Genomic DNA, 26,274 nt, shown 5'->3' on the forward strand with positions numbered 1-26,274 from the left:
CTGCATTGCGGGAGCGCCGCTGCTCCGTGATGCGACATATGCAGCAGGGTAGGACCGCATACCCATAGTAGGACCGGCTTCAGCCGGGAACAGGCCAGTGTGAGCGACACATATTCAGCGGTGTGACATCCGGCGCCTTCCCGGCTAAAGCCAGTCCTACAGGGCGAACGCATATCCCTAGTGGGACCGGCTTCAGCCGGGAAGACGCCGGTGTGAGCACCCTCGAATGTGCGGGATGCCATAACAAAAAAAGCCGTGACGCACCACTGCGTCACGGCCTTGGTCACACGATCAGCCCATCAATCCAGACGAAACGCGATCACGCTGTCGCCCAACGTGGTGCCGAGCGAGCCGTGCCCGCCGGCCGAGATGACGACGTACTGCTTGCCGTCGCTGCCCAGGTAGGTCGAAGGCGTCGCCTGACCGCCCGCCGGTAGCTCCTTCTCCCAGAGCACGTCACCGGTGTTGATGTCGTACGCGCGGATGAAATTGTCCGCCGTGGCGCCATGGAACACCACGCCGCCCGCCGTCACCAGCGGACCGCCGTGGGCGACCATGCCCATCGGGAAGCCAATCGGGAAGCGGCCAGGCAGGAAGGCGGTCTTGAGGTTTTTAGTGGTGCCGGTGCGACGCATCCACTCTGTTTTGCCGGTGGTCAGGTCAACCCCGACCATGCGGCCCCACGGTGGCGCAATGCACGGCACGCCCAGCTCCGATGCGAATTGCTTGATGCGAATCGCGTAATCGCCCTTGAAGTTCTCGTTCCAGTACGGCGTGCCGTCCTGGGTGAACAGCCGCTTCTCGGCGGTTTCCGGGGTGCGCTTGATCAGGTTGTAGGTGTAGGCCAGACGCACCGGCGCAGCGATGAGGATTTGCCGATCCGGATCAACCGCCACCGAGCCCCAGTTGAACGCCCCGATGTTGCCCGGGAAGATGAGCGAGTCCTGCTCGGTACTCGGCGTCCATGGATTGCCGTCGTAGCGCAGCCTGTTGTAGGTCGTGCGGCAGGACATCTGATCAAACGGCGTCAGGCCCCACATGGATTTTTCGCTCAGCGCTTCCGGAATGAAGTTGATCTTCGACACCGGTTGAGTCGGCGCGAAATGCTCGCCCGGCACGCCGCCCTGGGTCGACACCTTGACCTGATCGACCGGGACAATCGGCTCGCCGGTCAGTCGGTTCAGCACGAAAATGTTGCCCACTTTGGTCGGCAACAGCAGCGCCGGCTGCTTGCTGCCCTCCTTGCCCACGTCCATCAAGGTCGGCTGCGACGGATTATCGCGGTCCCAGAGGTCGTTGTTCGAGGACTGGAATTTCCACTTGAACGCGCCGGTGTTCAGGTCCAGCGCCACCAGCGTGTCACGGAATTTTTCCGTGTTGCTGTTCGGATCACGGTTGATGCCGAGTTCGTCCGGCGAGGCGTTGCCGAACGGCACAAACACCAGGCCGTTTTTCATGTCGGCGCTCAGCGTGCCCCATGCCACCGGCGTGTCCTGCGGGTAGTTCTGGTCGGCGGCGATGGGCTGGGTCACCTCAGGATTGGCCGGGTCGAAATTCCACACCAGCTTACCGGTCACGGCGTTGTAGGCACGGATCACACCCGACGGGTTGCCATCGTTGTAGCCGTTGTCCATCACCGAACCGCCGACGATGACCAAGTCGCCGGCGACCAGCGGCGCGGCGGTCTGCATCAGCGCATGGGGACGGATCTCGCCCATGTTGGCGCTGAGATCGACCACGCCATTTGTACCGAAATCGCTGCACAGCGTGCCGGTGTCCGCGTCCAGGGCCACCAGTTTTGCGTCTGCGGTGGCGGTGATGATGCGCTTGGTGCATTGGCTCGGTGAGGAATCGGCCGCAGCCGTTGCCGCCGGCGCGTAGTAGCTGACGCCACGGCAGGTCTGGTGCTGCTGCAGGTACGAGCGGTTCTTCTCCGGCGCCCATTTCCAGTCCAGCGCGCCGGTTTCAGGGTTCAGCGCGTGCACTTCGTTGTGCGCCGTGCAGACGTAGACCCGGTTGTTGACCTTCAGCGGCGTCGCTTCGAAGGTGTACTCGCCGGCGTCTTTGGCGGCATCACGCAGGTCGCCGGTGTGGTATTCCCACGCCACGGAAAGCTTCTTCACGTTGCCGGCGTTGATCTGGTCGAGGCTGGAGAAACGCTGGCCGTTGTTGGTGCCGCCGTAGGCGACCCAGTCGTCAGCGGCTTCGCCCGTGCTGCGCGCTGCCAGCGGGGCGTCGATCTTGCCGGCCACCGGGTACGGGTCGTAAAACATCACCGCCAGCACGATCAGCATCATCACGCCCACGGTGCCACCCAGAAACGGGTGGAAGCGGCGCGTGTCGCCCGGGTTCTGTGCCTTGTACAGCGGACGCACCACCCACGGCAGCGCCAGCCACAGACCCAGCAGCGCGAACAGGTCGCCGCGCGGAATCCACTGCCATTTGTCGAAGCCGACCTCGTAGAGGATCCAGATCAGAATCGCCCACATCAGCAGCGCATACACCGTCAGCGCCGACTTCTTTTTCAGCATCAGCAGCACCGCCGAGGCCAATACCGCCAGGGCGATAATCGAGTATGCCGCCGAGCCGCCGGCGGCCACCAGTTGCGCACCCATGTACAACAGGGCAATGGCGAAAATCGCCATCACCACCCCAGTCACTCTCAAGATCATTGTTGGTTTTCCGTGTGGGGGCCGGTGATGGCGCCCGGGTGGGAAGTGGGCGAAAGCGGGAGGTCCGAGCCACCCGTTCGCAAGCGTTCCCGCCCATATTAACGCCCACACCCCGCGCCCCGGAAAACTTTGTTACACCCTCGCAAGCGTCTAGCGCAAGGCTTGTGGGGCACCGGCGCCATTCAACAGCTGCATCTGCTGACGATAATCGTCGGTGACCTGGCGCGCCTGGCTGCTGCTGTTGATGACCCGCGGGGTGATCAGCACCAGCAACTCGGTGCGGTCTTTGGATCTGCTGCGATTACCGAACAGCCAGCCCAGCCCGGGCACCCGGCCCAGATAGGGCACGGCGCTGACGCTGTCGCTGTTGTCCTGCTTGATCAGCCCGCCGAGCAACACGGTCTGCCCGCTTTGCGCCGCCACCTGGGTCGACACCGAGCGCGTTGAAATGCGCGGGTTGCCGTTCACCGTCACCGTGCCGTCGGCGTCGCTGACCTGCTGCTGAATGTCCATGTACACCAGACCGCCCGGGTTGATGCGCGGCACGACGTTGAGGATCACGCCGGTCTGCAGGTACTCGACGCTGCTCAGGGTGGTGTTCGAGACGCCGGTGTTGACCGTCGTCTGACTGATGGGGATGTTGTCGCCGACCTGGATCTGCGCGTTTTCGTTGTTCATCACCACCAGCGACGGCGCCGACAGCACCTGGGTGCGGCCGTTGGTTTCCAGGGCATGAATGGCCACTTGCAGGTTGGTGCTGACAAAGGAATAGAACAGCGAATCAGTGGCCCCGAGACCGGCCCCGCCGCCACCGAGCGCACCTTGACTGCCGGCGGTGTTGGCGACGGTGGTGCTGGTGGAATTGCCGGCCAGGCGGCCGAGGTACCACTGAACGCCCTGATCCAGCTCGCCCGTCAGCTTGACTTCGAGAATCCGCGTCTCGATCTGCACTTGCAGCGGCGCATTGTCCAGGCGCTTGATCGCTGCTTCGATCTCCTTCCACTGCGCCGGGCGCGTACGCACCAGCAATTGGTTGCTGCTTTTCTGCGCCGAAATGCGGGTGGTTGAGTCGAGGCCTTTCTGCCCATTACCCGAGGCAGCAGTGGCCGATGAGCTGCTGTCGTCGGCACCGCTGTCACTGCTGGCGTCCGCGTCTTGTTCCGGCTCGTCGTCCGAAGCTGCCGTGCTTTGAAGCCCGCTTTGGGACATGCCGCCCTGGCCGCTGCTGTTCAAACCGGCGCTGCCGCTCAATCCGCTGCTCGAACCCAGCCCTCCAGAGGTACCGCCTGACGTGCCGCCTGTCAGCGACGACATCGAGCGCGTGCGCAATCCCGGCGCCACCTTGGCGGCGCTCTCCTCCTTTACTGCGCCCGTGCCGTAGATCTGCTTGAGGTATTTCGCCAGGTCGGTGGCCTTCATGTTGCGCACGTCGTACACGTACAACTGCGGCTCGTTGCCGCCGCCTTCGTCAATGGTGCGAATCCACGTGCCCACCTCGTTCAGGTATTCGGGTTGGGAAGAAAACGCCACCACCGAGTTGGTTCGCTCAATGGGCAGGAAGCGCACCATCCCTGCCAGCGGCATCCCGCTGTCCGGTCCGAACAGCTTCTGCAGCTCGGGCATCAGCTCGCTGACCGAGGCCCGTTGCAGACCGAACACGCCCACCGACATGCCCTTGAGCCAGTCGACGTCGAAGGTGTCGATGGTCTGCTGATAGTTCGCCAGCTCCTCGGTGGTGCCCGCCAGGCTCAGCACATTGCGGGCGGGGTCCACCAGCAGGAACGCGTTCTCCCGGGCAAATGGCTTGAGCAGTTTCTGCATTTCCGTGGCGGAGATGTAGCGCAGCGGGAACAGCCGCGCCGACAACCCGGCAGATGGCTGGGCCACGGCCATTTCCGGCACCAGCTTGCCGGCAATCGCCTGGCTCGCCGGGAGGATGACGTAGCGATTGCCCTGACGAATCATCGCGTTGTCGGTCCATGACAGCAGGGTCTCCAGAATCGACAATGCCTGCTGCGGGTTGACCGGCCGGGACGTGGAGAAACTCACCTCGCCCTTCACCCCTTGGGCAATGGTGTAGCTCTCGTGAAGCATGTCGCCGAGGATGCTGTTGACCACCGCTTCGATGGGCTGGTTGGCGAAGTTGAAGACGATGTCGCCTTCCGCTGCCCGGGGCGTTGCGGTTGCCGGCGCCGGTGTTTTCACGAAGCGCTGGGTGCCCCGGATGATCTGCCGGGTGCCGGTAGTCGCCGCCGAGCTGTCCGCGGGGCTGGCTTGCGCCTGAACCGGCATTTGCTCGCTGCGCGGGTCGACCGGCCGCCGCTGGGTGCCGGTTCCGTCCAGCGCCTCGCGCAGCATGCCGTTGTCCGGCTCAAGGGTCGTCGGCGCAGTGGTGCAGCCGCTCAAGGCGACGGCCGCTGCCAGGCACAACAAGGGCGAACCCAGCGTCGCGACGGGTTTCGTGCTAGAGGCACGGCGCAGGGAAGGATTACGGGGCAGGTTCATGGAGGTCTTCACGGGAAAGGGAAAGCGGTGGTGAGGTCGACGGCGCTGGCAATCGCAGGCGCCGGACAGTGAGGGTTTCGTTGCGCTCGCCGAGGCCAAACGTGGCACTCGTCGGGCTGATCGCGCGCAGGGTCCAGCCGGTGGGCAGCGGCCCGTTGAGGCGGACTTTCAGCGCCGGGCCGTTGGCCGGTTTGATGAACGCCAGCTGCACCGTGCCGTCGAGCAGAACGCCGGTCAGGGTCAGCCCGGCCAGGCTGGCCGCTGCCTGAGTGCCAGACTGTTGCAGGTCCGGCCGGCGATCGACGCTGAACAGCGGGGTCTGCCAGCTGTTGGCCAGGCTGGGCAATTCCTCGCGCGGTAATGTCGGCGCTTTTGCCGCGACGGCCGGGCGATGACTCGGTTCGGCAGGCAGCCAGTCCGCCGACTGCCAGGTGCCAGTGAGTACCAGGGCGATCAGCGCCAGCAGTACGAGGGCGACGGCCATCAGCACGCGCTCGAGTGTGAGCGGGAAGCGCGTCACGGGGTGGCCTGCGCTGGGTCGGTTTGATCGGCCGTTGCCTTTGAAGCAACCGGCTGCAGATAGCCGCGAATCAGCAGTTGCACAGTCAGTCGCCCTGCCCCGCCTTTGCCCGGCGCATTGCTCGCGCGACGCACGCTCATGTGATCGATGAACAGTAACGGTCGCTGATATTCCAGCCCGTGCAACACCGCCATCAACGGCTCGATGGCGCATTCCAGGGTGACGCTGACCTTGACCTGGCGGAACGGCTCGCTGCCGTCCTGCTCCGGGGTGATCGGCATCCGTTGAGTAAGGGTGCAGCCGGCGCCGTTCGCGCCTTGGGCCGTGATGACGTCCGCGACGTGCTGCATGAGATCGGCGGCAACCGCGCTTGGGTCTTCGCCGGTCAACAGGCTCGCGCTGCTGGCCGGGTCCTGCGCGGCGGTTTCCAGCGCTGCGTTCAGGCTTTCGCGCTGCTGCAGCACGCCGGCGTAGCGCTGCTGTTGCGACTTCAGCTGCTCGGTCTCTTCGCCCATGTCCCGCAGCGGGCCGGCGAACCAGCTGTCGATGAGCAGCCAGTAGCCTGTGGCCGTCACCAGGGCGAGCACGATCAACGCAGCGCCGCGACGTTCACGGGGCGTCAATTCACGGGGTATCAGCGTTCGGCGCATCGGCGGCCTCCTGATGCAAGCGTGCGTGGAGGGAAAAGCGCTCTTTGCCGCTGTCGGCGTCGGGCTGGATGACGCCCTGAAACTGCGGGTTGTCCAGGCTGGGGCAGTCTTTCAAATGGCTGATCAGCGCACTGGCTCGCACGCTCTGGCCGGAAAACGACGCGTCGTCAGCATCGATTTCCAGTTGCTCCAGACAGGTGTCGTCGGGCAGGCAGGCGGTCAATTCACTCATCAGCGCAACCATGGTCGGGCGCGCGGCCTTGTGCCGGGTCAGGTAATCGGCGGCGCCGAGGGTGTTGCTCAGTTGCTGACGAAGCTGCTGAACCTGGGCCACCTGGCCTTTCAGCGACTGCACCGTCGCGCGCATGCCTTCCAGGCGTTGCTGACGATCGTGCAGCCACAGGCCCATCAGCGTGACGAGCAGCACGGCGCATAAGCCGACAAGCACACGACGCCGGTCCCCGCCACCGCGGTGATTTACCGGTCGCGCGGACTCGGGCAGCAGATCGATCCCCAGCGGCGTGCCGTCCTCTGAGCAGACGTCCACCCGTTGCGGCGTCAGGCTCTGGGCAGCGCACTCCGCCAGAATCGCGTGCATGCGCTCACGGAGGACGGCGATCAGGGTGATCTTCAACCCGCCTGCGCTGCGGCCGTCCTGGCGCACGACGTAGAACAATTGATCGCGGGGATACGGCGTGTATTTGTCCAGCTCATAGCCGACCACGGCAGTGAGATCCCGCGCGGCCGCTGTCGGCAATTGCAGGCGATGGATCATCACCACAGTGGTCGGCAGCATCAGCACATGGCGGGCGCTGGCCTGGATTTCAGACGTGGGCGTCACGATCGGCCAGCGATGGTTCTGCACGGTAATCTGGGGGCTGAGCCGATGACGCAACCGCACCGGCACGCAACCGCGCAATTCCGCGAGCCAACGCTGCCAGAACCGTTGCGCCGCACTGCCCTGCCAGCGCTGTTCGCCACTGGCCAGGTACGCCCGAAGCGGCGCAGGGACTGAAAAAGGTGAATTCATTCTTGCCAACGCAGCACCCGATACGGCTGAGCGCTACCCTCCGATGGGGACAGTAGAACGGTGGTCTGAAGCCGGGCGATGACGCCGTCCGGCAGTTGTGCCTGGCTGTCGATGCTCAGCACGCTGCCGGGGTCGGTGCCCGTGGCTGTCTGTTTTGGCAGGTCCAGGGCGCTGCGCAGCAATGGCGAGGCGAATGCAGCGTCCGGCCGCGACAGGCCGCTCCACAGCGTCACTTCTGGCGCCATGCGCTGGTACAGGTGTTGGGTCATCCCCGGCACCTGGCGCAGTTCTTCGATAACCCGCAACGGCGCGGCGCTGCCGTCGCGACGCGCCTGCAAGGCTCGGCTCAGCTGCGTCGCTTGATCGCGATCAGCGCCGCAGGCCTGGGCGACGCGGGAGATGTCGTCGTTGCTGGCCGCATTCAGATCCAGCTTGCCGCGCTCGCTGCTGACGCTGAGCACAATCCGCGCGGCGTCGAATGCCAGCGGCACCGCGCGGCCATCGGCGATCCAGCGCGGTCGGTGATTCCCGTCCAGCAATGCCTGCAACGCCAGATTCATGCCGGCCTGGGCGGCCAGCAGCGCCTGGGTATGCTGTCGCTGCCATAACGCCTGGCGGGTTTCCAACTGCACCCAGCCGGCCAAACCGCCAAGCAACAGGCTCAGCGTCGCCACTGCCCAGAGCACCAGCAACAAGGCCACGCCGCGCTGCCGATTCATTGCGCGCCTCCCGCAGCTGGCGCAGCACCGGAAGCCCCGCCGGACAGATCCAGACGCAGGGCGACCACTTCGCTGGGCCAGTTCACCGGGCCGTCCATCTGCATCTCTACGCGCACGGCGTGAGGCAAACGGTTGGGCCACGGCCATTCATTCAGCCAGCCGGTGGCCTCACCTTTTGGCGTCATGCCGCGATAGCTCAAAGACAAGCCTTTCACGCCGTGAAGCAGCACCTGCGGCTCACCCCAGGCGCGCAATACGTTTTCCTGGACCTGGGCGAAAGCGATCTGCAAGCGACGGTCCGCTGGCGGACCGGACACTTCCAGGGTGTGCCGCTGAATGCCGCCCCCCAGGTTGCCCGGCAGGGTCGCAGCAAACTGCATGCGTTGCGCCGTACCCACGAACAGCCCGGCGCCGGAATGATCGTTTTCCGACAGATCCAGCGGCAGCGCCTGGCTGATGGCCTGACGCAGAAAACTTTGGGCAGCCCGCCGCTCATCCAGGCGTGAGGTGTAGTGATCGGCCTTGATCACCGCGCGGTTGGCACCCACCAGCGCGCCGCCGACCAGGGTCAGCAGCACCGCCAGCAGGCTCAGCACGATCATGATTTCCAGCAGGGTGAAGCCGCGTTGTTGATTGTTCACTGGGCGCCCGCCTTCGCCGGATTGACCAGCCGCAGCGTGCTGAAGTGTGCCTCACGCCGCCCTTCGCTGACCGTCAGCTCCACCCGCAACAGGCGTGGCTGCCCAGCGTTGGCAGGCAACGCCGAGACGCCCATGGCCCACCGAATGCCGCCGTCCATCACGCCGTTGCTCTGCCCCGGCTGCAACAGGCCGACGGCCTGATCATCGAGCACCGAACGCGCCGCCTGGCTGAGCCGGTCCGCGCGATCAACCTGCTGCAACGAGCGAGCACTTTGCCCGAACGCCATCAGCAGCACGCCACTGCACAGGGCCATGACCACCAGCGCGGCGAGCATTTCCAGCAGGGTGAAACCGGCCTGACCGGAGCGGGCCGTCATGGCAAAGACCGGCTCTTGACGCTGCCGGTCAGCCAGCCAACGTCAATGCGCCAACGCCGCTCGCCCTGGAACACCTGCAGATTGCCGCCGCTGGAACTGCCATCCGGGTAGAACGCGACAGCTGCATCCAGATCCGCCGCCGTGTTCAGCTGCACCCCGACCTCGATGGGCCATTGTTGCGCTCGCTCACCGGGGGCCTTGAAGGTGCGATGGTTCAGGTCAAAGGTGGTCTCCCGAGGCTGCCCGCTGATGATCGCCGCGCTACGGGTCGTGCGCAGGGCCTGAACCATTTGCCCGAGCAACTGACGATCCGCGGCCTGCTGCAAACCTTTGTGCAAGCCGAACCCGACCACAGCGATGCCGATGCTCATCAAGACGATGACCACCAGCATCTCCAGCAGGGTAAAACCACGGCTTGCCCCAGGCGCGTTCATGCTCGCCGATTACTCCCAGTTGCCCAGATCGGCGTTATAGCCTTCGCCGCCGGGTTGGCCGTCCTGACCGTAGAAAATCAGGTCGAACGCACCGTGCTGACCCGGGGACCGGTAGCCGAAGGCATGCCCGAACGGGTCCTTGAGGTCTGAAGGTTTGGCGTAGGGCCCGGCCCAGCCTGAGGCGTTGGCCGGTTTTTCCACCAGTTGCTGCAGGGTTTTCGGCGGCGAACCCAGGTCCAAGCCATAGCTTTCGATCTTCATGCTAAGGCTCGCCAGTTGCGCCTTGCCGGCACCGTATTTGCCCTTGTCGACGTTGCCGCCGACCTGGCGCACGACGATGGTCGCCACGATGCCCAGCAGCACGATGACCGCGAGCATCTCCAGCAAGGTGAAGCCGCGCTGGCGGCGGGTTGCAGCGGTAAACGGAGTGCGGCGCATCGGTCTGGTTCTCTGATTAAAAGGGTTCGGGCTTCAGATATTGCTGGTCAGGCTCATCAGCGGCAGCATGATGGCCAGCATGATCACCGCCACCAGCACCGCCATGACCACAGTCAAGGTCGGCACCAGCGCGGCGAGCATGCGGTCGATGCCGCGTTTGGCCTCGACGTCGAACACGTCGGCCACCTTCAGCAACATGGTGTCCAGCTCGCCGGCCTGTTCGCCGACCTCGATCATTTGCAGGGCCAAGTCCGGCAGCAGCGGCTGTTCGCCGAACGCACTGGCCAGCGTGCCGCCGCCTTTCACGGATTCACTGGCCTGCTCGACCTGCTGCTGCAGCGCCCGGTTACTGCAGACTTGCCGGGCGATAACCAGCGCCTGCAGCAGCGCCACGCCGTTGTTCAGCAAGGTGCCGAGGGTGCGCGCCAGCCGGGCCGCTTCGATGCGCTGCAGCAAGGGACCGATCACCCCCATGCGCAACAGGCGCCGGTCACGTCGCAACCGCCGTTGGGGGTCGCGGGATCGCAAGGCGATGACCCAGACCAGCGTAATAGTGCCGGCCAGCAGCATCAGCCCGTAGTCACTGAGGAACTGCCCTAGCCAGAGAATCGCCTGGGTGATGAAGGGAATCGGCACGCCGAGGTCGCGGAAGATCGGCACGAACTGCGGCACCACGTAAGCCAGCAGCAGCGCCAGGGAGCCGAGCACGCCGACCACCAGAAACGCCGGGTAGATCAGCGCATTGATCACCTCCCCGCGCAGCAGTTGGCTGCGTTCCAGGTATTCGCTGAGCTGACGCAGGGTGTTTTCCAGCGCGCCGCCGGCTTCGCCTGCGCGGACCATGCTGATGTACAGCGGGGAGAACTGCCGGCCCTCTTCTTCCAGCGCCACGGACAGCGGCTTTCCGGCCTTGACCTGTTCGCGAATGCGCTCGATCAGCGCGCGGGTCTGAATCTGATTGCGGGACTGGCCGGGTTGGCGCAGCAGAATGGTCAGGGAGCGTTCCAGGGGCTGGCCGGCGCCGAGCAGTGTCGCCAGTTGCTGGGTGAAGCTCATGAGAGCAGCGCCGCTCAACGTGCCGCGGCCCAAAGCCTGACGCAGCCCGCCCAGGCTCGACGGCTCGACCTGCAAGACCATCAAGCCGCGCTTGTGCAGCAGGGCGATGGCCGCGTCGCGATCGGCGGCGTCCAGCAGCCCGTTCTGTTCAGTGCCCTGTCCGTCCAGTGCGCGGTATTTGAACGGGGTCATGTCATTCGCCTCGGGTCACGCGCAGGACTTCTTCCAGCGAGGTAATCCCCGCCACCGCCTGCCGCAAACCCTCCTCATGCAAGGTGCGCAACCCGGCACGGCGCGCGGCGTGCTCAAGGGTCGAGGCATCGGCGCGGCTCATCAGCAGGCTGCGCAGTTCCTCGTTCATCACCAGCAGTTCAGTGATCGCACTGCGGCCCCGATACCCGCCGCCGGGCGCATCGGTGCGCGGGCGGTAGAGAAGAATCGGGCGCTCGTCGGTGAAGCGCCCCAGCTCGTGTTCGTCAATCAGCGCCTGGGGTGCTTCGAAGGCTTCGCGGGTGAGCGGATCGAGGCGGCGCACCAGGCGCTGGGCGAGAATGCCGTTGACCGTCGAGGCGATGAGGTAGCTCTCGACGCCCATGTCCAGCAAGCGCGTGATACTCGCCGCGGCGCTGTTGGTGTGCAGCGTCGACAGCACGAGGTGGCCGGTTAGAGACGATTGAATGGCGATGCGGCAGGTTTCGAGATCGCGCATCTCGCCGATCATGATCACGTCCGGGTCTTGCCGCACGATGGAGCGCAGCGCCCCGGCGAAGTCCAGGCCGATGGTCGGCTTGACCTGAATCTGGTTGATCCCTTCGAGCTGGTATTCCACCGGGTCTTCGACGGTGATGATCTTGCGCTCGGCGGTGTTGAGCCGCGACAGCGCGGTGTACAGCGTGGTGGTTTTGCCCGAACCGGTCGGCCCGGTCACCAGCAGAATGCCGTGGGGCCGTTCGAGCACCGCCAGAAAGGCATCGAGACGCTCGCCGTCGAAACCCAGGCTGGGGAAATCGAAGTTGATGGTTTGCCGGTCGAGCAGGCGCATCACCACCGACTCGCCGAAACTGGTGGGGACGGTGCTCACCCGCAGGTCCAGCTCCTTGCCCTGAATGCGCAGCATGATCCGGCCATCCTGGGGCAAGCGCCGTTCAGCGATGTCGAGGCGCGCCATGATTTTCAGACGGGAGATCACCGCTGCCGAGGAACTGGACGGCGGCGCTTCGGCTTCGTGGAGCACGCCGTCGATGCGATAACGCACTTTCAGCTGGCTCTCGAACGGCTCGATGTGAATGTCCGAGGCGCGCTGCTCGACGGCTCGCTGCAGGATCAGGTTGACCAGGCGTATCACCGGCGCTTCCGAGGCCAGGTCCTTCAGGTGTTCGATGTCTTCGGGCGAGCCGTTGCTGTCGTCGAGGGATTCAATCAGCGTACCAATGGCGCTACGGCCCTGGCCGTAATAGCGCTCGATCAGCGTGTCGACGTCATTGCGCGAACCGATCGACAGCCACACCGGCACCTGACAGCAATAGGCAATGGCTTCAAACGCATAGGGCTCGCAGGGGTTGGCCGACACCACGTGCAGACCGTCTTCACGCCACGCCAGGGGCACGACCTGGAAATGCCGCATGAAGCGCTCGGTCAAGGCCGGCAACGGATCGAGCATGTCGGCCGCAGCGTCGAGTGTCACAAGCGGCGTCTGCAGCAGCGCTGCCCAGGCCCGGGCCATCTCGGTTTCCGAGACCAGCCCCAGGCGGGTCAGCAAGGCGAGCAGCCCGGCGCCTTCGGATTCGGCCATCAAGCGCCGCGCCCGCTCCAGATCAGCAGCCTTCAGCCCGGCGTTCGTCGACAGCCACGCGCAGACCTGCTCGGCGTCCGGAATCTTCAGTTGTCTGGCGTCGAGCGGGTTGAGCGGCATGGTGGCTAGAGGTCTGGATGGATAAGGCTTGGATGGATAACGGTGTACGGCGTTGACTAATTAATAACGGAGTCGGACTGTTTAATAGCGCCCACGGGTTATAAGCCGTGGGCAATTAATCCCACGGCTGCCATACAGGTGACATTTAACTTTAGTGCATCTAACGGCTTATTAGCGGAGCACGGATTGCTATTAGCCGCCAAAGCTGGCGAGTGTGCGTCGACAACTAAGGCGGCTATGCAGTCGTCTGATTGGTCGAGGATTCCTCAGCGCGGAGAAAGCTTACCAGCAAGCTAAACCTAATAGCAATTAGGTTTTTGACATTGCAATTAAAATAGACAAAACCTCGAATTACAGGACCAATACAGCCATTTAGTACGTGGAATTTAGTGAATTATTGCCGTAAACAGCCTCTATTCGTTTACTCACCAGCAGCAGTCACTCCTGCACGGCCCCGCTAAACGTGCCTTTTCGATCACCGGTCGTCTAATTAAAAAATAATCTTGCAAACGCTGAACTAATCAGTAGATTCCCCGGACTTAACGTTCGTCCTGTTCCCACAGGGCGGGTTTGCGTGTTCATTTAATTTCCACACCCCATCAATCGAGAAACAATCGATGAATAGACCCCTGCTGTCTGTTTGCAGCGTCGTGCTTTTCGGCGCCTGCAGTTTTGCTGCTGTTGCGGCGGACTCTACGTCCACTCAAAACGCAACTTCTGCAGAAACAATTCGCGCCCAGGTAGAGAAACAGCGCGACCAGCTTTCCGGCGTTGACAAAGTTGCTGTGCCAACCACCCAGACTTCGTCCGCCGTGCTCGATGCGCCGGTCGACACCGGTGATGCGCCGGTACTGGTGCAGAAGCCATGACCGACCGCCACGACATCACGAACTGCCACCCGCCCACGAGGACGTTGCCCTTGTCAGCTTTCAAACAGACCATGGCATTGAGCCTGCTGGCCATCAGCGTCGCCCAGGCCACCCTCGTTCACGCCGCCACGCCGATGACCGGCAACGAGGTTGAAGCGCGCGTTGGCGCGGTGCTCGACAACATGAACATCTCGGAGAAGATCAACTTCACCCGGGTCGACGACGGCCACATGATCCCTCGCCTGCCGAAATGGGGCATGGAAGGCACCATCGCCTACGACTCGTCGATGGGCGTGCACGTCAACAACGCCACGTTCGGCGCGCAATACCCGGCGCAGTCTGCCCTGGCCGCGACCTGGAGCATCAACCGCGCCAAGGAATTCGGTCTGGCGATCGGTTACGAAACGCGGATCTCCGGCGGTCAGCAAATGCTCTCCCCGGGCGTCAACCTGTACCGCACACCGTTTGGCGGTCGCTCCGCCGAATACGTCAGCGGCGAAGACCCGTTCCTCGGCGCCGTCATGGGCCCGGCCATCGCCAACGGCATCCAGGCCCAGGGCATTCAGGCAGCGGGCAAGCATTTCCTCGCCAACGAGCAGGAAGCCAACCGTCACTACGTCAACATCAAGGCCGACGAGCGCACCTTGCGTGAGCTGTATCTGCCGGGTTTCGAGTCGCTGGTGAAGAACGCCAACGTCGCGTCGATCATGTGCGGCTATAACAAGATCAACGGCGATTACGCCTGTGAAAACCATCATTTCCTGACCGAAGTGCTCAAGGGTGAATGGGGCTATCAAGGCAACGTAATGAGCGACTTCAACTCGGTGCAGGATGCGTTCAAGGGCGCCTGGGCCGGTACTGACATCGACATGCCGTCAGGCCTGCAATTCACCGAAGCCAAGCTGCTGCCTTACCTCTGGAGCGGTCAGCTGACCCAGAACGTCATCGACGACAAGGTCAAGCGCAACCTGCGCGCGCTGGTGAGCTACGGTTTCGACAAGCAACTGAACAAGGCCCAGACACTTGATCATCCGGAATACGGTCAACGTGCGGCGCTGAACATGGCGCGGGAATCCATTGTCCTGCTGCGCAACGAGAAGACCTCGGCGGGCAAGCCCCTGCTGCCGCTGGCACGCGATGCGAAGATTGCCGTGATCGGCGACCTGGCCCTGCAGCCGCCGACTTCGCCATTCGGCACACCCAACTCGCCACCGAACACCTACGTCACCGAACTCAGCGGCCTGCAGCAACTGGCCTCTAACGGCGCGAACGTGGAATACCTGCGCGAGATGAGCCTCAATCCCAAGGCGTCCGTCTGGTATCAGCCGAGCACCGGGCAGAACGGCATCAGCAACACTGGTGTGAAGGCCGAGTACTTCTCCAACACCGAGCTGGCCGGTTCTCCTGCCACGACCCGCGTCGAGCCGGGCGTCAATCTGAGCTGGACCACCAACACCAACACCACCGATAGCGGCGTCACTGCGGTGTCTGGCTTCAACACCACGCCAGGCGCGTTCTCTGCACGCTTCACCTCGAAGATCAAGCCGAGCATTTCCGGCGAGCAGGTCTTCAAAGTGCGTGCCGACGGTGCGTTCAAGTTGTGGGTCAACGACGAACTGGTGCTGGAAAACGACGGCACCCAGAAGTCTTTCGACCTGATCAACGCACTGGTCACCTCCGGCAAAACCGCGCGACTGCAAGCTGGCAAGGAATACACGGTCAAGCTGGAATACCGTCGCCTGCAAGGCAACTTCACGCCGGTATTGGGCGGCATGGCGGGCGTTCAAATGAGCTGGGCGTCTCTGCGTCCACCGAAGGACCTGTCCAAGTACGATGCTGTGGTGATCGCTGCCGGTACCAATTTCGAGTACGAAGGCGAGTCCAACGACCACGACTATGCGTTGCCTGAGTACCAGTCCGACCTGATCACCTACGCCACCAAGGCCAACCCCAACACCGTGGTGGTCTTGCACAGCGGCGGCGCGCTGGACATGCAGCCGTGGGCGAACAAAGTGGGCGCCAGCCTGCACGCCTGGTTCCCGGGTCAGCAAGGCGGTCAGGCTCTGGCCGAGATTCTCTATGGCAAGGTCAACCCGTCGGGCAAATTGCCGATCACCATCGACAAGAAGATCGAGGACAACCCGAGCTACCCGTCGTACTCCGATCCCAAGCAGTACCTGGGTGACAACGCGCTGACCGAGATGAACTACAGCGAAGGCATCTACCTGGGCTATCGCGGTTATGACAAGAAGCACGCCAAGCCGCTGTATCCGTTCGGCTACGGTCTGTCCTACACCACGTTCGACTACAGCAACCTGAAGCTGTCGACCAACGTGATGGCGCCGGGCAGCACGATTGACGTGAAATTCACCGTCACCAACAGCGGTTCCCAGGCCGGTTTCGAGGTCGCGCAGCTGTACGTTCACCCTGCAAACCCTGCAGTTGACCGTCCTGAGAAAGAGTTGAAGGGCTTCACCAAGGTTTACCTGCAACCGGGCGAAAGCAAGACCGTGAGCATCCCGATCGATTCGCGCTCCCTGGCGTACTACGTCGAGAAGACCGACAGCTGGGATGTCGACGCCGGCAAGTTCAAGATCCTCGTAGGGCCTGATTCCGAGGACCTGCCGCTGGATCGCACCTTGATCACGCTGTTCCCGGAACACCTGACCACCCGCGACAGCAACCCGCTGCCGTCACCACTGCGCAAAGCAGTACAGGTCAGCACCGCCCAGACCTACTAAGCCGCACGATTCAAGCTCAGGGACGAGCTTGAATATCCGCTTTCAGGCGCCGTAGATAGATATCGAACACGGCCATCACATCCACTTCATCGGGTGCCCGCAGCCACTGGATCTGCAAGCCATCCATCACCGAGAAAATCTCCTGAGCCAGCGCGCTCACCTCAATGTCCTCACGAATTTCTTTCGCCTCGATCAACGCCTTCAGGTGGCCCTGAGCGTGATGATGAGTGATGTGAAACCGCTCTTTGTACCAGTTGAATGCAGGGTGCAGATTCGACAGGCTCTCCGTGTTCAGCACCATCGCTGCCTGGCACTCCCCGGCACTCTCCACACTGAAGCTCATGCTTTGCTTCAGAAAGCGCACGAACCCCTCCAGCGTCATCTCCATGGTCAGTTCACTGAACCGCGACACCACCCGCTGATCCCTGCGCTCCAGCAGGGCATTGAGCAACGCTTCCTTGTTCGGAAAGTGATGCAGCAGGCCGACCGTGGTAATGCCGGCGAGCTGCGCGACATCCTTCATCGACGCGCTGGAATAACCGTTGCGGGCGAAGATCACTGTCGCCGCGTCGAGCAAGGCGGCACGACGCATTTCACCTTTGGGCGCACGACGCCGTTTCGGCGAGGCCACCTCGGGCGAGTCATTCCCTGATTCGTCGTCTGTCATAACACCTTGTCTCGTTGATTCGGATAAAGCCTGACCGAGCGCGGCAACGGCCTGCTCACGCCACTGCCGGGGCGTCGCCCCGGCGCTGGAAAAACCGTCTGGCGGTCAGGGACGCGATTGTAATCGAAGTCACGGCGATCAATGCGTTACCGGTCAGCATGGCCGGGAACGCACCGGCCGCGCCGAACAGAGAAATCCCGCCCAGTACGAACGGCACGGTGCCCAGCGTCGCCCGCAGCCAGGCGAACAGCGCCACCAGCCACGGCCGGCCCAGGGTGACGAACATCGCGATGGCGACAAAGTCCAGCCCGATCAGCGCCCACAGGCCGCCGCCAACGTGGCAGAACGCCAGAAAGATTGCCCGCCCGACCCCTTCCATTTCATAGGTGTCGGCCAGTGGATTGGCCGCCAGCAGCAGCACGCCCCAGACCAGCAGGCCATAAAGGATGACCAGCTTGCGGCTGAAACCTATGGCCGAGGCAACGCGAGCGTTGCGCTGGGCGCCGATGTTCTGCCCCAGCACCGGCGCCAGTGCGCTGGGCAGGGAAAAGAACACGCAGTAGGCGAATTGCATGACCCGGTCCATCACCGACATGGCCGCCAGCGCCGAGGTGCCGTAGGCGCCTATGGACGAGACCAGATAGGTCAGCCCCACGGGCGTGGCCAGATTACCGACCATGGCCGGCAAGCCGACCTGCATGACCTTGCGCGTGTGCAGGCGTAGCAGCCGCCAGCGGAGGGAAAACGGCATCGCCAGTTGGGCGCGCAACCAGTAGATGCCCAGCCCGAGGGACACCAGGGCCGACAGCGCATAGGAAATCCCCGCGCCCTCCAGCCCGAGGCCAAGCCCGAAAATGAACAGCGGGTCCGCCAGGGCCAGGGTTGCGGCGCCTGACAATACGACGCACAGGGCGCGGCGACTGTCGCCGGCGGTGCGCAGGATCTGCGCCGACATCTGCATGGCAGACTGCAACACGCTGAACGGTAGGGTCAGCCAGATAAAAATTCGCGCGGCTTCGTAGGTGCTGGCGTCCGCGCCGAGCCAATGGGTCAGCGGCACCAGCAGCGCCAGTTGCAACGCCGCCGCCGCGCCTGCCGCGATCACCACCATTAGCATCAAGTGCGCGATCAGCCGGGATGACGCTTTCGAGGCGCGATGGCCTATCCGCTCGGACAGCACCGTCGCCGCGGCAATGATCAGTCCGCTGGACACCGCGCTGTTGAGGAAGATCAGCACCTTCGCCACCCCCGTCGCGGCGAGCAGCAACGGATCGTGGAGCATCGAGACGTAGAGCAGCGTGAAGATGTCCACCAGGAATACCGCGAGCAGGCTCAACGCACTGGTGCTCGACATCACCAACACGTGCCGGGCCACCGAGCCTTCGGTGAAAACAGCGCGCGGTCGGGTCATGAACACTCCAGAAATAAACAGTGGCCGGGTGCGGCAGCAGGTGTGATGCAAGCGCTGCAAGGACAGCGCGCGCACTTTATACGTTTGTGCCCAGCGCCGCCGTATTTCTCGCCGCCAACAGCGCGTGGAAGTCCGAGGTGGTCAGCGGGTGACTGAGGAAATAGCCCTGACCCTCCTCACACTCCACCTCCTTGAGCAACTGAACATGCTCGGCGGTTTCAATGCCCTCGGCCGTGACCGTGAGGGAGAGCGCGCGCCCCAGCCCAACGATGGCCTGCACGATGGAGCGGTCGCCTTCGCTTTCGCTGAGCCGGGTCAGGAAGCTGCGGTCGATTTTCAGCCCGTCGAAGGGGAACGTACGCAGGTAACTCAACGACGAATACCCGGTGCCGAAGTCATCCATGGCGATGCGCACCCCCAGCTGCTTCAGGGTCCGCATGACGTCCAGCGCGCCGACAGCGTCCTCGATCATCACCCCTTCGGTGATTTCCAGTTCGACCCGCGACGGTTCGATGCCGGTGGCCTTGAGGGCGAACTGAATCCGCGCCGGCAGGTTGCCGCGCTTGAACTCGGCAGGCGACAGGTTGATGGAAATGAACAGCTGTTTCGGCCAGCGCGCGGCTTCGCTGCATGCCTGGGTCATGACCCAGTCGCTGAGGGGGATGATCAATCCGCTTTCTTCGGCGATGGGAATGAAGGTGTCCGGCGGAATCAGGCCGCGCTGCGGGTGCTGCCAACGCACCAGCGCTTCGGCGCCGACCATTTCGCCATCGGCAATGCGAAAGCGTGGCTGGAAATGCAGACGCAGTTCGTTGTGTTTGATCGCGTAGCGCAAGTCGCTTTCCAGACGGCGGCGTTCGATGATCCTGGCGTTCATGTCGCCTGCGTAAAACCGCCAGGTGCCACGGCCGCCAGCCTTGGCCTCATACAGCGCGATGTCCGCGTACCGCAGCAGTTCGGCAGCTTCGCGGGCATCGGTGGGCGCCATGGCGATACCAATGCTGGCGCTGACGAAAATCTCCTGGTCGTCGATCAGCACCGGGCGTTCGATGGACTCGATCAGCCGCCGGCACAGTGATTCGACTTCGTCCTGAGTCTGGGCCTCGCTGAGGATCAGCACGAATTCGTCACCGCCGACCCGCGCGACCAGATCGCCATGGCGTACGCAATCGGACAGCCGACTGGACACGTCATTGAGCACCCGATCGCCGGCGGCGTGGCCGAGCAGGTCATTCACCGGCTTGAAGCGGTCAAGGTCGATGCTCAGCATCACCAGTGGCGAGTCGAGTGTCGGGAGCGCTTTCAGTTTGCCATCGAGAAACTCCTGCAACCGGACCCGATTGGGCAGCCCGGTCAGGGCGTCGTGCTGGGAGAGAAATTCGATGCGTCGACGGGCTTCCACTTCCTCAGTGACATCGGTTGCGGTGCCGCGGAAGCCTCCTGCGACCATGGCCCGCGCCGAGAGGCGGCTGATGCGTTCGCGGCCGCAGGTCTCCAGATAGCGGCACTGGATGGTGATGTCAGGGCGACGGTTAGGGATCGCCAGCCACTGGGACACCTGACCGAGTTCGGTTTGCAGCAGGTCGTCCATCAGGGCACCGATCCACTGTGTACGGTGCAGGCCAGTCACGCATTCGAAGCGGTCAGAGAGGTAAGTGAACCGGCCTTCGCTGTCGATTTCCCAGACCCAGTCCGAACTGGCCTCCACCACGTCACGAAAGCGCGCTTCACTGGTGGCGAGCGCGCTCTCGCTTTTCTGCAGGGAAGCATAGCTGTCGTCAAGGGACCGCGCGGCAGCAGTGGTGCGTCGCAAAATCGCCCAGGTCATCAGGCACACCAGCGCGGCGGCCAGCCCGATCAGTGGCAGACCGAGGGCCAGCAACCGCTGCCCCGGCGCGGGCGGCGTCCAGTGCAAAGCACCCGCAGCCCCGCCTTCACCCAGCGGGAAGATCGACACTTGCTGGCGCTCGTCCGGCGTGGCGACATGCAGCCCCTCCACGCCGTACTCCTTGCCCAGAACGGCCAGCTTGGCGTCGTCCAGCACGTCGACGAAGATCAACACCGAGTGCAGCCGGTCGTCCGCGCTGACGCTTGGGTCGGTGCCGGGCGTGATGGCGGCTGCGGCGACGAGCGCGGGTGTGCCGTTCAGGTCGATGAAAGCGGTGAACGGGGTTTCTGTCTCGGCGCCCTCCCGAGCCCTGGCCAGCAGCAGGTCCCTGGCAGGGCCCAGCCACGGCTCGGCATCGGCCTTTTCCAGTTCGCCTTCAACCACGGCATACACCGTGCGATCGGCGTCATCAATGACAAACACGCCTTGAAACCCGAAATCGCTGTACAGCGTCGATCCGATGTTCTGACGGACAAATGCCCAGTCGGGGTCGACCTTCAGATGCAGATAGCGGTAGGCATCGCCCCAGAAGGCGTAGTCCTTGACCGTGACGGTCAGGGTTTTCTCCAGGGAGCGCATCGCTTTTTCGGTATAGAAGGCGCTTTCGAGTTCCTCGGTGTGATCAAGGTCACGGGCGAGGAACATCAACAAGTAAGCGGCCAGCAGAAACACGCCTGCCAGCAGGAACACAAACTTGAACAACGAGCCCCGCGCCAAGGCCACGGTCGAGGGCGTGGCGGGCTTGATGACATCGGGGTTGGGCTGATAGGACATGGATTTCCGCAAACTGAAGACCGGTGGGTCGCTTACGGCTGTATCGGCGGCGGTGTGGCAATGTTGAGCTGCACCTGAGCGCGCAGGCTGTCGTTGTCCTCGCTCAAAACCGCAAGCCGTTGATTGGCCTGCGCCCATTGCTCATTGGCCAATGCCAGCGCTTTCGCCAGGGATTTACTTTCCGCCTTTATGGCCGCCAATTGCTCTTGCAGCTGCTCACGGGCGCCGTCGGCTTTCGCGGTGGCCATTTGGGCAGTGCGAAGTTCCGCAGCGAGGCGCTGCGCCTGGTCTTGCTGATCCGTGAGCACCCGCGCCTGTTGGCGCAATTCGCCGAGCAGGCGCTCGTTGTCGCGGTTCAGGCGCGTAGATTCATCCTGCTTGATGATCAGCGTCTCCTGTAGTTTTCGTTGCTCAAGCTGAATCTGCTGAAGCTGGGCGTCGTGACGACGCTGATCCTGCTCGCGCTGTTCCTTGATGGCCTCGCGGTAGTGCTCCAGCGCCGCCCGGGCGTGCACATGCTTTTCTTCGAGGGACTGAATTTGCACGTCCCTGTCCCGTATCCGCACCTCAAGGTCCTGGCACTGCTGACTGAGACCGGCATTTCGCGTCAGTTCCGACTGCCAGGAGGAATGGGTCGTCTGCAGCTGAGCGCCTTGGTCGGTCAACGCGGCATGTTGCGATTCGCACTGATGCCTGGCTGCTTTGAGCTCCACCTCAAGGGCTTCCAATCGAGCTTCCCAGGCCTCCCGCTGGCGATCAAAGTCAGCTTGCGCCTGGGCAACGACCTCCGCGCCCTCCTCCGTCAGCCGGTCAAGCACGTTTTCAACCAGCGCCTTCAGCTCCTCACTCATGCGCTCCCGCGACGACACCTCGGCCGGCGCCTGGACGTCCAGTTCCTTCAAGTACCGGGCAATGGTGGTTTTCGACCCGGTGTTACCCAGTTCCACCCGTACTGCGTCGATGCTCGGGTAAGCGCCCTTGCTCAGCAACGCCTGTCGCGCGCGCTCTACCACCGCCTTGTTGATGCCTCCGCGTGCCATGTCCACCCCTACAATTTCGTACCGTGCTACGTAACATGTTATTACAGGCTACATTATCAGCTAAAACGTTGTGTGGAAATGTTTCCACCAGCAGCCGATAATAGTGTTTTATCGCCTCTCATTCGGTTAAGCGGCGACCAAAGCCTGTAAAACGCCTGTGTCACGCCGATCGAGGGATATATGGAAAAAGCAGATCGATACCTGTCAGCAGGCACCCGAGCCAACACACGTCGCAGCTATCGGGCCGCGATCGAGCATTTCGAAGTGGCCTGGGGCGGTTATCTGCCCACCACGGGCGATGGCATCGTGCGTTATCTCGCCGAGTACGCGGACAAGCACGCCATCAGCACGCTGAAGCAGCGTCTGGCGGCCCTCGCCCAGTGGCACGTCACCCAGGGATTCCCGGACCCGACCAAAACGCCCACCGTACGGCAACTGCTCAAAGGCATCCGCGTCGTGCATCCGGCGCAGGCCAAACAGGCGGCACCGTTGCTGTTGCGCCACCTTGAGCAAGCGGTCGCCTGGCTGGAGAACGAGGCCGACGCCGCCTGGCAGCGCGGCGATCACAAGACGCTGATGCGCCATCGACGCTCCATCGCCCTGGTGCTGATCGGTTTCTGGCGAGGGTTTCGCGGCGATGAGCTGGCCAGGCTGGACATCGGCAACACCCAGGCGCAGGCCGGCGAAGGCATCAGCTTTTACCTGCCGTACAGCAAAGGTGATCGCCAGCATGAGGGCGCCACGTTCCGCACCCCGGCGCTGAAGACACTCTGCCCGGTCAATGCCTATATCAACTGGATCACCGTGGCCGGCCTGACTCAGGGGCCAGTGTTTCGGCGGATCGACCGCTGGGGTAACTTGTCGGTAGAGGCAATCAATTCCCACAGCCTGGTGCCGATGTTGCGGCGCATCTTCAAAGACGCCGGTTTGCCCGACGACCTTTACAGCAGCCACTCCATGCGCCGAGGATTTGCAACTTGGGCGGCTGGCAACGGCTGGGATATTAAAAGCCTGATGAATTACGTCGGCTGGAAAGACATTAAGTCGGCCTTGCGATATGTAGACCCCACCACCTCGTTTGGCGGACTGGCATTGAAACCCGCATTGAACGCGGCCTTGCAGCCTGCAGTGCTGGGTCAAGCCTGATCGGCTCCCATGTTTTAAAGCGACCTGCGGCCCAGCCATCGACAACCCGGGAGTTAAGTCAGAAAAGTTTGCTGTTAGTACTGGCATCCATGCACCCACTCGCACTACAGTGTCTACGGTTACACCAGTAACCACCGTGCGCTCCAATGTTCGCCAGTGCTAACGCCGCACGTCAGTATCAACAAACCGAAACATGGAGTTCCAATGTCAAAACTTGCTGAATACCGCCAGCTCGAACGTCACCTTGCCGACCAGCTCGCTGCCCTCGAAGCCATGAAAGGTGATAAAGGCCTGGAACAGGAAATCGAATTCGAAGGCAAATTGCGTACGCTGCTCGGCGAATACAACAAGAGCCTGAAAGACATTATTTCGATCCTGGATCACCCAACCGGATCGAAACAGGGCAAGAACACCAGCGCGCCCGAGAAGACCACTCGCAAAGCCCGCGCCGTTAAAGTCTACAAAAACCCGCACACGGGTGAAGTCGTAGAAACCAAAGGTGGCAATCACAAAACCTTGAAAGAATGGAAAGCCGAACACGGTTCCGACACGGTCGAATCCTGGGTTTCCTGATCGGCCTGTCAACGGGGAACGGGATATAAACCGTCGCTCCGTTGCTGATCTCCCGATGCACGCGCCTGTTGCGCGGCATCGGTGATTGGATGATCGCACTCTCGTTAGTCTGCAGTTGCCAATCGCGCAATTGAATCGTTCGAACCTATACAGCTCATAAATAAGCCCGGCATTCGCCAGGGCTTCGCTTGTACTGTCTGCTGGAGTACTGCCGTGAAGAACATAGTGGCTGGCGTGCTGAATGTTTCCTATCGCGACATGGGCCCTGGCGATGGCCCTGTTGTCGTATTGCTCCACGGATTTCCCTATGACATTCAAGCGTACAACGACGTGTCGGCGCGGCTTGTCCAGGCGGGCTGTCGCTGCATCGTGCCGTACCTGAGGGGGTATGGCCCTACCCGCTTTCTCGATGCAGCGACGCCCCGTTCAGGCGAACAGGCGGCACTGGGGGCAGACCTGCTGGCGCTGCTGGATGCATTGAATATCCCGAAAGCGATTCTCGCCGGTTATGACTGGGGCGGGCGCGCCGCGTGTGTGGTAGCCGCGCTGTGGCCGGAACGGGTGACGGGGCTGGTCAGTTGTGACCCTGGCTACAACATTCAAGACATTGCCTCGGCAAACACTCCGGCATCGCCTGAAACCGAGCGACGCCTGTGGTACCAGTTTTACCTCCATGGTGAACGCGGCCGCGCGGGCCTTGCAGCCAATCGAGCTGAGTTCTGTCGATTGCTGTGGAAGCTCTGGTCGCCGACATGGCCATTCGCAGAATCCACATTCACGGATACCGCGCAGTCGTTCGAAAACCCCGACTTCGTTGACGTCGTGGTGCACTCCTATCGCCATCGCTATGGACTGGCACCCAGCGATCCCGGCTATAGCTTTATTCAGGAGCGGCTTGCGCAAAAGCCACAGATCACGGTGCCTGCAGTCATTCTGGCGGGTGCAGACGATGGGGTCTCATCGAAACGCGATGAACGTTCTGCGGTGAAGGGCTTTGCAGGGCCAGTACGACGGCTGGTGATAGCGGGAGTGGGCCACAATGTGCCGCAAGAAGCGCCGGCAGAATTTACCGATGCGATATTGAGCCTGCTTAGAAATAACTAAGTACAGATTGCCCGAACGGCTGGTGATTCAGGATTGCTCGGCGTCGCTTAACTCGACGGCCGACTTGGCCGCTTCAACTTCATCCTCAAAATACAGTTCGGCGCCCTGATCATCCTTTACGCGGAAGACAGCAGTCGCACCGGACTGCCGATGTTCGAGCGGAATATCTTCACCTTCCAGTCTGACAACGGCCACAGCCATTATGATTCTCCTGTAAGCAATACTGACAGCAATCGGACCCGCTCACGCTGGAACCTCTTCACATCTACTATCAGCTTTATGGTTCAAGGACGCCGCTCATCACGCACGGTATTCAGCGTACGACCGAGATTGAGGGTGTATCGGTGACGCGCTAAACATCTGTGCACTTTGAAAAGTGACAGGCAGCGGGCGATACTCAAGATCGATCAGGCGAACGCCGTTGATCAGGGGCTGTCCACGCGGCAATGCGCCAAATGCAGTGGCCAGCACAATCTGCTCGGGGTCAAACAGCACAATGGTTTCTCCGCTGTCCGCGTCCATATACAGCGAGTACGGACAGGGAACGGCCGGACAGACGTGATGACGAAGTTCGTTCAACACGCGCAAGCGGCGGTAGACAACGGTGCCTTCGCCCAACGATCTGCTGTACCAGGTATTCATTGCACTGCCCATCTCGTAAGCGTTATCAGTATCGACCCTGGGCTGAATCGATTCGTTCAACGGCAATGACGATGGACTGGGAGAACGTCACAGGCGAGCTTGAAACAGGGCGTGGATCTTGTCGATAACTTGGTCGATATCAAATGGCTTTTCAATCACTTCGTCAAACAGGTCTGGCCGCTCGGCCCCCATGTAAGCCTGTGCGCCACTCATGAGCATGATGGGCGTCGACGTGTACATCTCGCGGGCCTTGATGCTCTCGGCGAGTTCCAGACCGGTCATGCCCGGCATCATGAAATCGGTGATGATCAGGTCGGGCCGCTCGCGGTCGAGAATGTCCAGCGCCTTGGACCCGCTGCCGGCCACCACCGTCTGAAAGCCCTCGTCCTCCAGGGCGAAGCTAAGGATATCGGCAATCAGGTATTCGTCATCAATGATCAGAATGGTCGGCATCAGATGAGCACG

24 protein-coding genes are annotated in these 26,274 nt (G+C 62.5%); 5 read left to right on the forward strand and 19 right to left on the reverse strand.

What is annotated here, in order from left to right; translation table 11 throughout:
* Window positions 1-299: 299 nt before the first annotated feature.
* The 12 genes from FX982_RS19900 to gspE form a co-directional block, all read right to left on the reverse strand.
* Window positions 300-2,672 (reverse strand): membrane-bound PQQ-dependent dehydrogenase, glucose/quinate/shikimate family, encoded by a 2,373-nt coding sequence (locus FX982_RS19900; protein ID WP_172612199.1) that lies wholly within the window; start codon window positions 2,670-2,672, stop codon window positions 300-302.
* 150 nt (window positions 2,673-2,822) lie between these two features.
* Complete coding sequence (gene gspD, locus FX982_RS19905) at window positions 2,823-5,177, reverse strand: type II secretion system secretin GspD (protein WP_172612200.1); 2,355 nt, start codon at window positions 5,175-5,177, stop codon at window positions 2,823-2,825.
* Window positions 5,161-5,697, reverse strand: coding sequence for a general secretion pathway protein GspN (locus FX982_RS19910; protein WP_254074834.1), 537 nt, complete (start codon window positions 5,695-5,697; stop codon window positions 5,161-5,163). The genes gspD and FX982_RS19910 overlap by 17 nt, the downstream gene beginning before the upstream one ends.
* The gene (gene gspM, locus FX982_RS19915; protein ID WP_172613118.1) at window positions 5,694-6,332 is read right to left on the reverse strand and encodes a type II secretion system protein GspM; all 639 of its coding nucleotides are present in this window, start codon (window positions 6,330-6,332) and stop codon (window positions 5,694-5,696) included. Before gspM ends, FX982_RS19910 begins: the two co-directional genes overlap by 4 nt.
* The gene (locus FX982_RS19920; RefSeq protein WP_172612201.1) at window positions 6,322-7,377 is read right to left on the reverse strand and encodes a type II secretion system protein GspL; all 1,056 of its coding nucleotides are present in this window, start codon (window positions 7,375-7,377) and stop codon (window positions 6,322-6,324) included. The genes gspM and FX982_RS19920 overlap by 11 nt, the downstream gene beginning before the upstream one ends.
* Entirely contained in the window at window positions 7,374-8,096 is a 723-nt protein-coding gene (locus tag FX982_RS19925; RefSeq protein WP_172612202.1) for a general secretion pathway protein GspK, read from the reverse strand. Before FX982_RS19925 ends, FX982_RS19920 begins: the two co-directional genes overlap by 4 nt.
* On the reverse strand, window positions 8,093-8,737 hold the full coding sequence (locus tag FX982_RS19930) for a prepilin-type N-terminal cleavage/methylation domain-containing protein (RefSeq protein ID WP_172612203.1): 645 nt from the start codon (window positions 8,735-8,737) through the stop codon (window positions 8,093-8,095). The genes FX982_RS19925 and FX982_RS19930 overlap by 4 nt, the downstream gene beginning before the upstream one ends.
* Window positions 8,734-9,114 carry a type II secretion system protein gene (locus FX982_RS19935; protein ID WP_172612204.1) on the reverse strand — a complete coding sequence of 127 codons (381 nt, stop codon included), beginning with the start codon at window positions 9,112-9,114 and terminating at the stop codon, window positions 8,734-8,736. The genes FX982_RS19930 and FX982_RS19935 overlap by 4 nt, the downstream gene beginning before the upstream one ends.
* Window positions 9,111-9,548, reverse strand: a complete 438-nt coding sequence (locus FX982_RS19940) for a GspH/FimT family pseudopilin (protein WP_172612205.1) — start codon at window positions 9,546-9,548, stop codon at window positions 9,111-9,113. Before FX982_RS19940 ends, FX982_RS19935 begins: the two co-directional genes overlap by 4 nt.
* A 9-nt stretch (window positions 9,549-9,557) precedes the next feature.
* Window positions 9,558-9,986, reverse strand: a complete 429-nt coding sequence (gene gspG / locus FX982_RS19945; protein WP_122537017.1) for a type II secretion system major pseudopilin GspG — start codon at window positions 9,984-9,986, stop codon at window positions 9,558-9,560.
* A gap of 33 nt (window positions 9,987-10,019) precedes the next feature.
* A complete protein-coding gene (gene gspF / locus FX982_RS19950) occupies window positions 10,020-11,234 on the reverse strand; it encodes a type II secretion system inner membrane protein GspF (RefSeq protein WP_172612206.1) in 1,215 nt (404 codons plus the stop codon).
* Between the two features lies 1 nt (window position 11,235).
* On the reverse strand, window positions 11,236-12,954 hold the full coding sequence (gene gspE, locus FX982_RS19955) for a type II secretion system ATPase GspE (protein ID WP_172612207.1): 1,719 nt from the start codon (window positions 12,952-12,954) through the stop codon (window positions 11,236-11,238).
* 617 nt (window positions 12,955-13,571) lie between these two features.
* Between gspE and FX982_RS19960 the strand changes: the two genes are divergently transcribed.
* Window positions 13,572-13,823, forward strand: coding sequence for a hypothetical protein (locus tag FX982_RS19960; protein ID WP_438826289.1), 252 nt, complete (start codon window positions 13,572-13,574; stop codon window positions 13,821-13,823).
* A gap of 71 nt (window positions 13,824-13,894) precedes the next feature.
* Complete coding sequence (locus FX982_RS19965) at window positions 13,895-16,564, forward strand: glycoside hydrolase family 3 protein (protein WP_438826342.1); 2,670 nt, start codon at window positions 13,895-13,897, stop codon at window positions 16,562-16,564.
* Between the two features lie 16 nt (window positions 16,565-16,580).
* Here the strand turns inward: FX982_RS19965 and FX982_RS19970 are convergent, their stop codons facing one another.
* The 4 genes from FX982_RS19970 to FX982_RS19985 all read right to left on the reverse strand — a co-directional run bounded on the left by FX982_RS19970 (window position 16,581) and on the right by FX982_RS19985 (window position 22,344).
* Window positions 16,581-17,231 (reverse strand): TetR/AcrR family transcriptional regulator, encoded by a 651-nt coding sequence (locus tag FX982_RS19970; RefSeq protein ID WP_122537013.1) that lies wholly within the window; start codon window positions 17,229-17,231, stop codon window positions 16,581-16,583.
* Between the two features lie 55 nt (window positions 17,232-17,286).
* Window positions 17,287-18,642 carry an MATE family efflux transporter gene (locus FX982_RS19975; RefSeq protein WP_172612209.1) on the reverse strand — a complete coding sequence of 452 codons (1,356 nt, stop codon included), beginning with the start codon at window positions 18,640-18,642 and terminating at the stop codon, window positions 17,287-17,289.
* Between the two features lie 76 nt (window positions 18,643-18,718).
* The gene (locus FX982_RS19980) at window positions 18,719-21,304 is read right to left on the reverse strand and encodes a bifunctional diguanylate cyclase/phosphodiesterase (RefSeq protein WP_172612210.1); all 2,586 of its coding nucleotides are present in this window, start codon (window positions 21,302-21,304) and stop codon (window positions 18,719-18,721) included.
* A gap of 32 nt (window positions 21,305-21,336) precedes the next feature.
* On the reverse strand, window positions 21,337-22,344 hold the full coding sequence (locus FX982_RS19985; RefSeq protein WP_172612211.1) for a DNA-binding protein: 1,008 nt from the start codon (window positions 22,342-22,344) through the stop codon (window positions 21,337-21,339).
* A 180-nt stretch (window positions 22,345-22,524) separates the two neighbouring features.
* On the opposite strand from FX982_RS19985, the gene FX982_RS19990 reads away from it, so the two are divergent.
* The 3 genes from FX982_RS19990 (at window position 22,525) to FX982_RS20000 (ending at window position 25,167) form a co-directional block, all read left to right on the forward strand.
* Window positions 22,525-23,490, forward strand: a complete 966-nt coding sequence (locus FX982_RS19990; protein WP_172612212.1) for a tyrosine-type recombinase/integrase — start codon at window positions 22,525-22,527, stop codon at window positions 23,488-23,490.
* Between the two features lie 204 nt (window positions 23,491-23,694).
* On the forward strand, window positions 23,695-24,063 hold the full coding sequence (locus FX982_RS19995; RefSeq protein WP_074883334.1) for a histone-like nucleoid-structuring protein, MvaT/MvaU family: 369 nt from the start codon (window positions 23,695-23,697) through the stop codon (window positions 24,061-24,063).
* A 258-nt stretch (window positions 24,064-24,321) separates the two neighbouring features.
* Entirely contained in the window at window positions 24,322-25,167 is an 846-nt protein-coding gene (locus FX982_RS20000; RefSeq protein ID WP_216843219.1) for an alpha/beta fold hydrolase, read from the forward strand.
* 27 nt (window positions 25,168-25,194) lie between these two features.
* On the opposite strand, the gene FX982_RS20005 is transcribed toward FX982_RS20000, so the two are convergent.
* From FX982_RS20005 to FX982_RS20015, 3 genes are all read right to left on the reverse strand, one after another.
* Window positions 25,195-25,368, reverse strand: a complete 174-nt coding sequence (locus FX982_RS20005; protein WP_172612214.1) for a hypothetical protein — start codon at window positions 25,366-25,368, stop codon at window positions 25,195-25,197.
* 99 nt (window positions 25,369-25,467) lie between these two features.
* A complete protein-coding gene (locus FX982_RS20010; RefSeq protein ID WP_172612215.1) occupies window positions 25,468-25,809 on the reverse strand; it encodes a hypothetical protein in 342 nt (113 codons plus the stop codon).
* An 87-nt stretch (window positions 25,810-25,896) separates the two neighbouring features.
* Entirely contained in the window at window positions 25,897-26,262 is a 366-nt protein-coding gene (locus FX982_RS20015) for a response regulator (protein WP_172613120.1), read from the reverse strand.
* Between the last annotated feature and the right edge of the window lie 12 nt (window positions 26,263-26,274).

The sequence above is a fragment of the Pseudomonas graminis genome (assembly GCF_013201545.1).
Lineage (GTDB): Bacteria > Pseudomonadota > Gammaproteobacteria > Pseudomonadales > Pseudomonadaceae > Aquipseudomonas.

Coding starts and splice junctions, on each gene's coding strand:
- FX982_RS19990 (WP_172612212.1), top strand. CDS start 22,525: ATGGAAAAAGCAGATCGATACCTGTCAGCAGGCACCCGAGCCAACACA.
- FX982_RS20015 (WP_172613120.1), bottom strand. CDS start 26,262: ATGCCGACCATTCTGATCATTGATGACGAATACCTGATTGCCGATATC.
- gspG (WP_122537017.1), bottom strand. CDS start 9,986: ATGCGCCGCACTCCGTTTACCGCTGCAACCCGCCGCCAGCGCGGCTTC.
- FX982_RS20000 (WP_216843219.1), top strand. CDS start 24,322: ATGGGCCCTGGCGATGGCCCTGTTGTCGTATTGCTCCACGGATTTCCC.
- FX982_RS19980 (WP_172612210.1), bottom strand. CDS start 21,304: ATGTCCTATCAGCCCAACCCCGATGTCATCAAGCCCGCCACGCCCTCG.
- FX982_RS19970 (WP_122537013.1), bottom strand. CDS start 17,231: ATGACAGACGACGAATCAGGGAATGACTCGCCCGAGGTGGCCTCGCCG.
- FX982_RS19965 (WP_438826342.1), top strand. CDS start 13,895: ATGGCATTGAGCCTGCTGGCCATCAGCGTCGCCCAGGCCACCCTCGTT.
- gspE (WP_172612207.1), bottom strand. CDS start 12,954: ATGCCGCTCAACCCGCTCGACGCCAGACAACTGAAGATTCCGGACGCC.
- FX982_RS19985 (WP_172612211.1), bottom strand. CDS start 22,344: ATGGCACGCGGAGGCATCAACAAGGCGGTGGTAGAGCGCGCGCGACAG.
- FX982_RS19935 (WP_172612204.1), bottom strand. CDS start 9,114: ATGACGGCCCGCTCCGGTCAGGCCGGTTTCACCCTGCTGGAAATGCTC.
- FX982_RS19940 (WP_172612205.1), bottom strand. CDS start 9,548: ATGAACGCGCCTGGGGCAAGCCGTGGTTTTACCCTGCTGGAGATGCTG.
- FX982_RS20010 (WP_172612215.1), bottom strand. CDS start 25,809: ATGAATACCTGGTACAGCAGATCGTTGGGCGAAGGCACCGTTGTCTAC.
- FX982_RS20005 (WP_172612214.1), bottom strand. CDS start 25,368: ATGGCTGTGGCCGTTGTCAGACTGGAAGGTGAAGATATTCCGCTCGAA.
- gspF (WP_172612206.1), bottom strand. CDS start 11,234: ATGACCCCGTTCAAATACCGCGCACTGGACGGACAGGGCACTGAACAG.
- gspD (WP_172612200.1), bottom strand. CDS start 5,177: ATGAACCTGCCCCGTAATCCTTCCCTGCGCCGTGCCTCTAGCACGAAA.
- FX982_RS19900 (WP_172612199.1), bottom strand. CDS start 2,672: ATGATCTTGAGAGTGACTGGGGTGGTGATGGCGATTTTCGCCATTGCC.
- FX982_RS19995 (WP_074883334.1), top strand. CDS start 23,695: ATGTCAAAACTTGCTGAATACCGCCAGCTCGAACGTCACCTTGCCGAC.
- FX982_RS19975 (WP_172612209.1), bottom strand. CDS start 18,642: ATGACCCGACCGCGCGCTGTTTTCACCGAAGGCTCGGTGGCCCGGCAC.
- FX982_RS19960 (WP_438826289.1), top strand. CDS start 13,572: ATGAATAGACCCCTGCTGTCTGTTTGCAGCGTCGTGCTTTTCGGCGCC.
- FX982_RS19920 (WP_172612201.1), bottom strand. CDS start 7,377: ATGAATTCACCTTTTTCAGTCCCTGCGCCGCTTCGGGCGTACCTGGCC.
- FX982_RS19925 (WP_172612202.1), bottom strand. CDS start 8,096: ATGAATCGGCAGCGCGGCGTGGCCTTGTTGCTGGTGCTCTGGGCAGTG.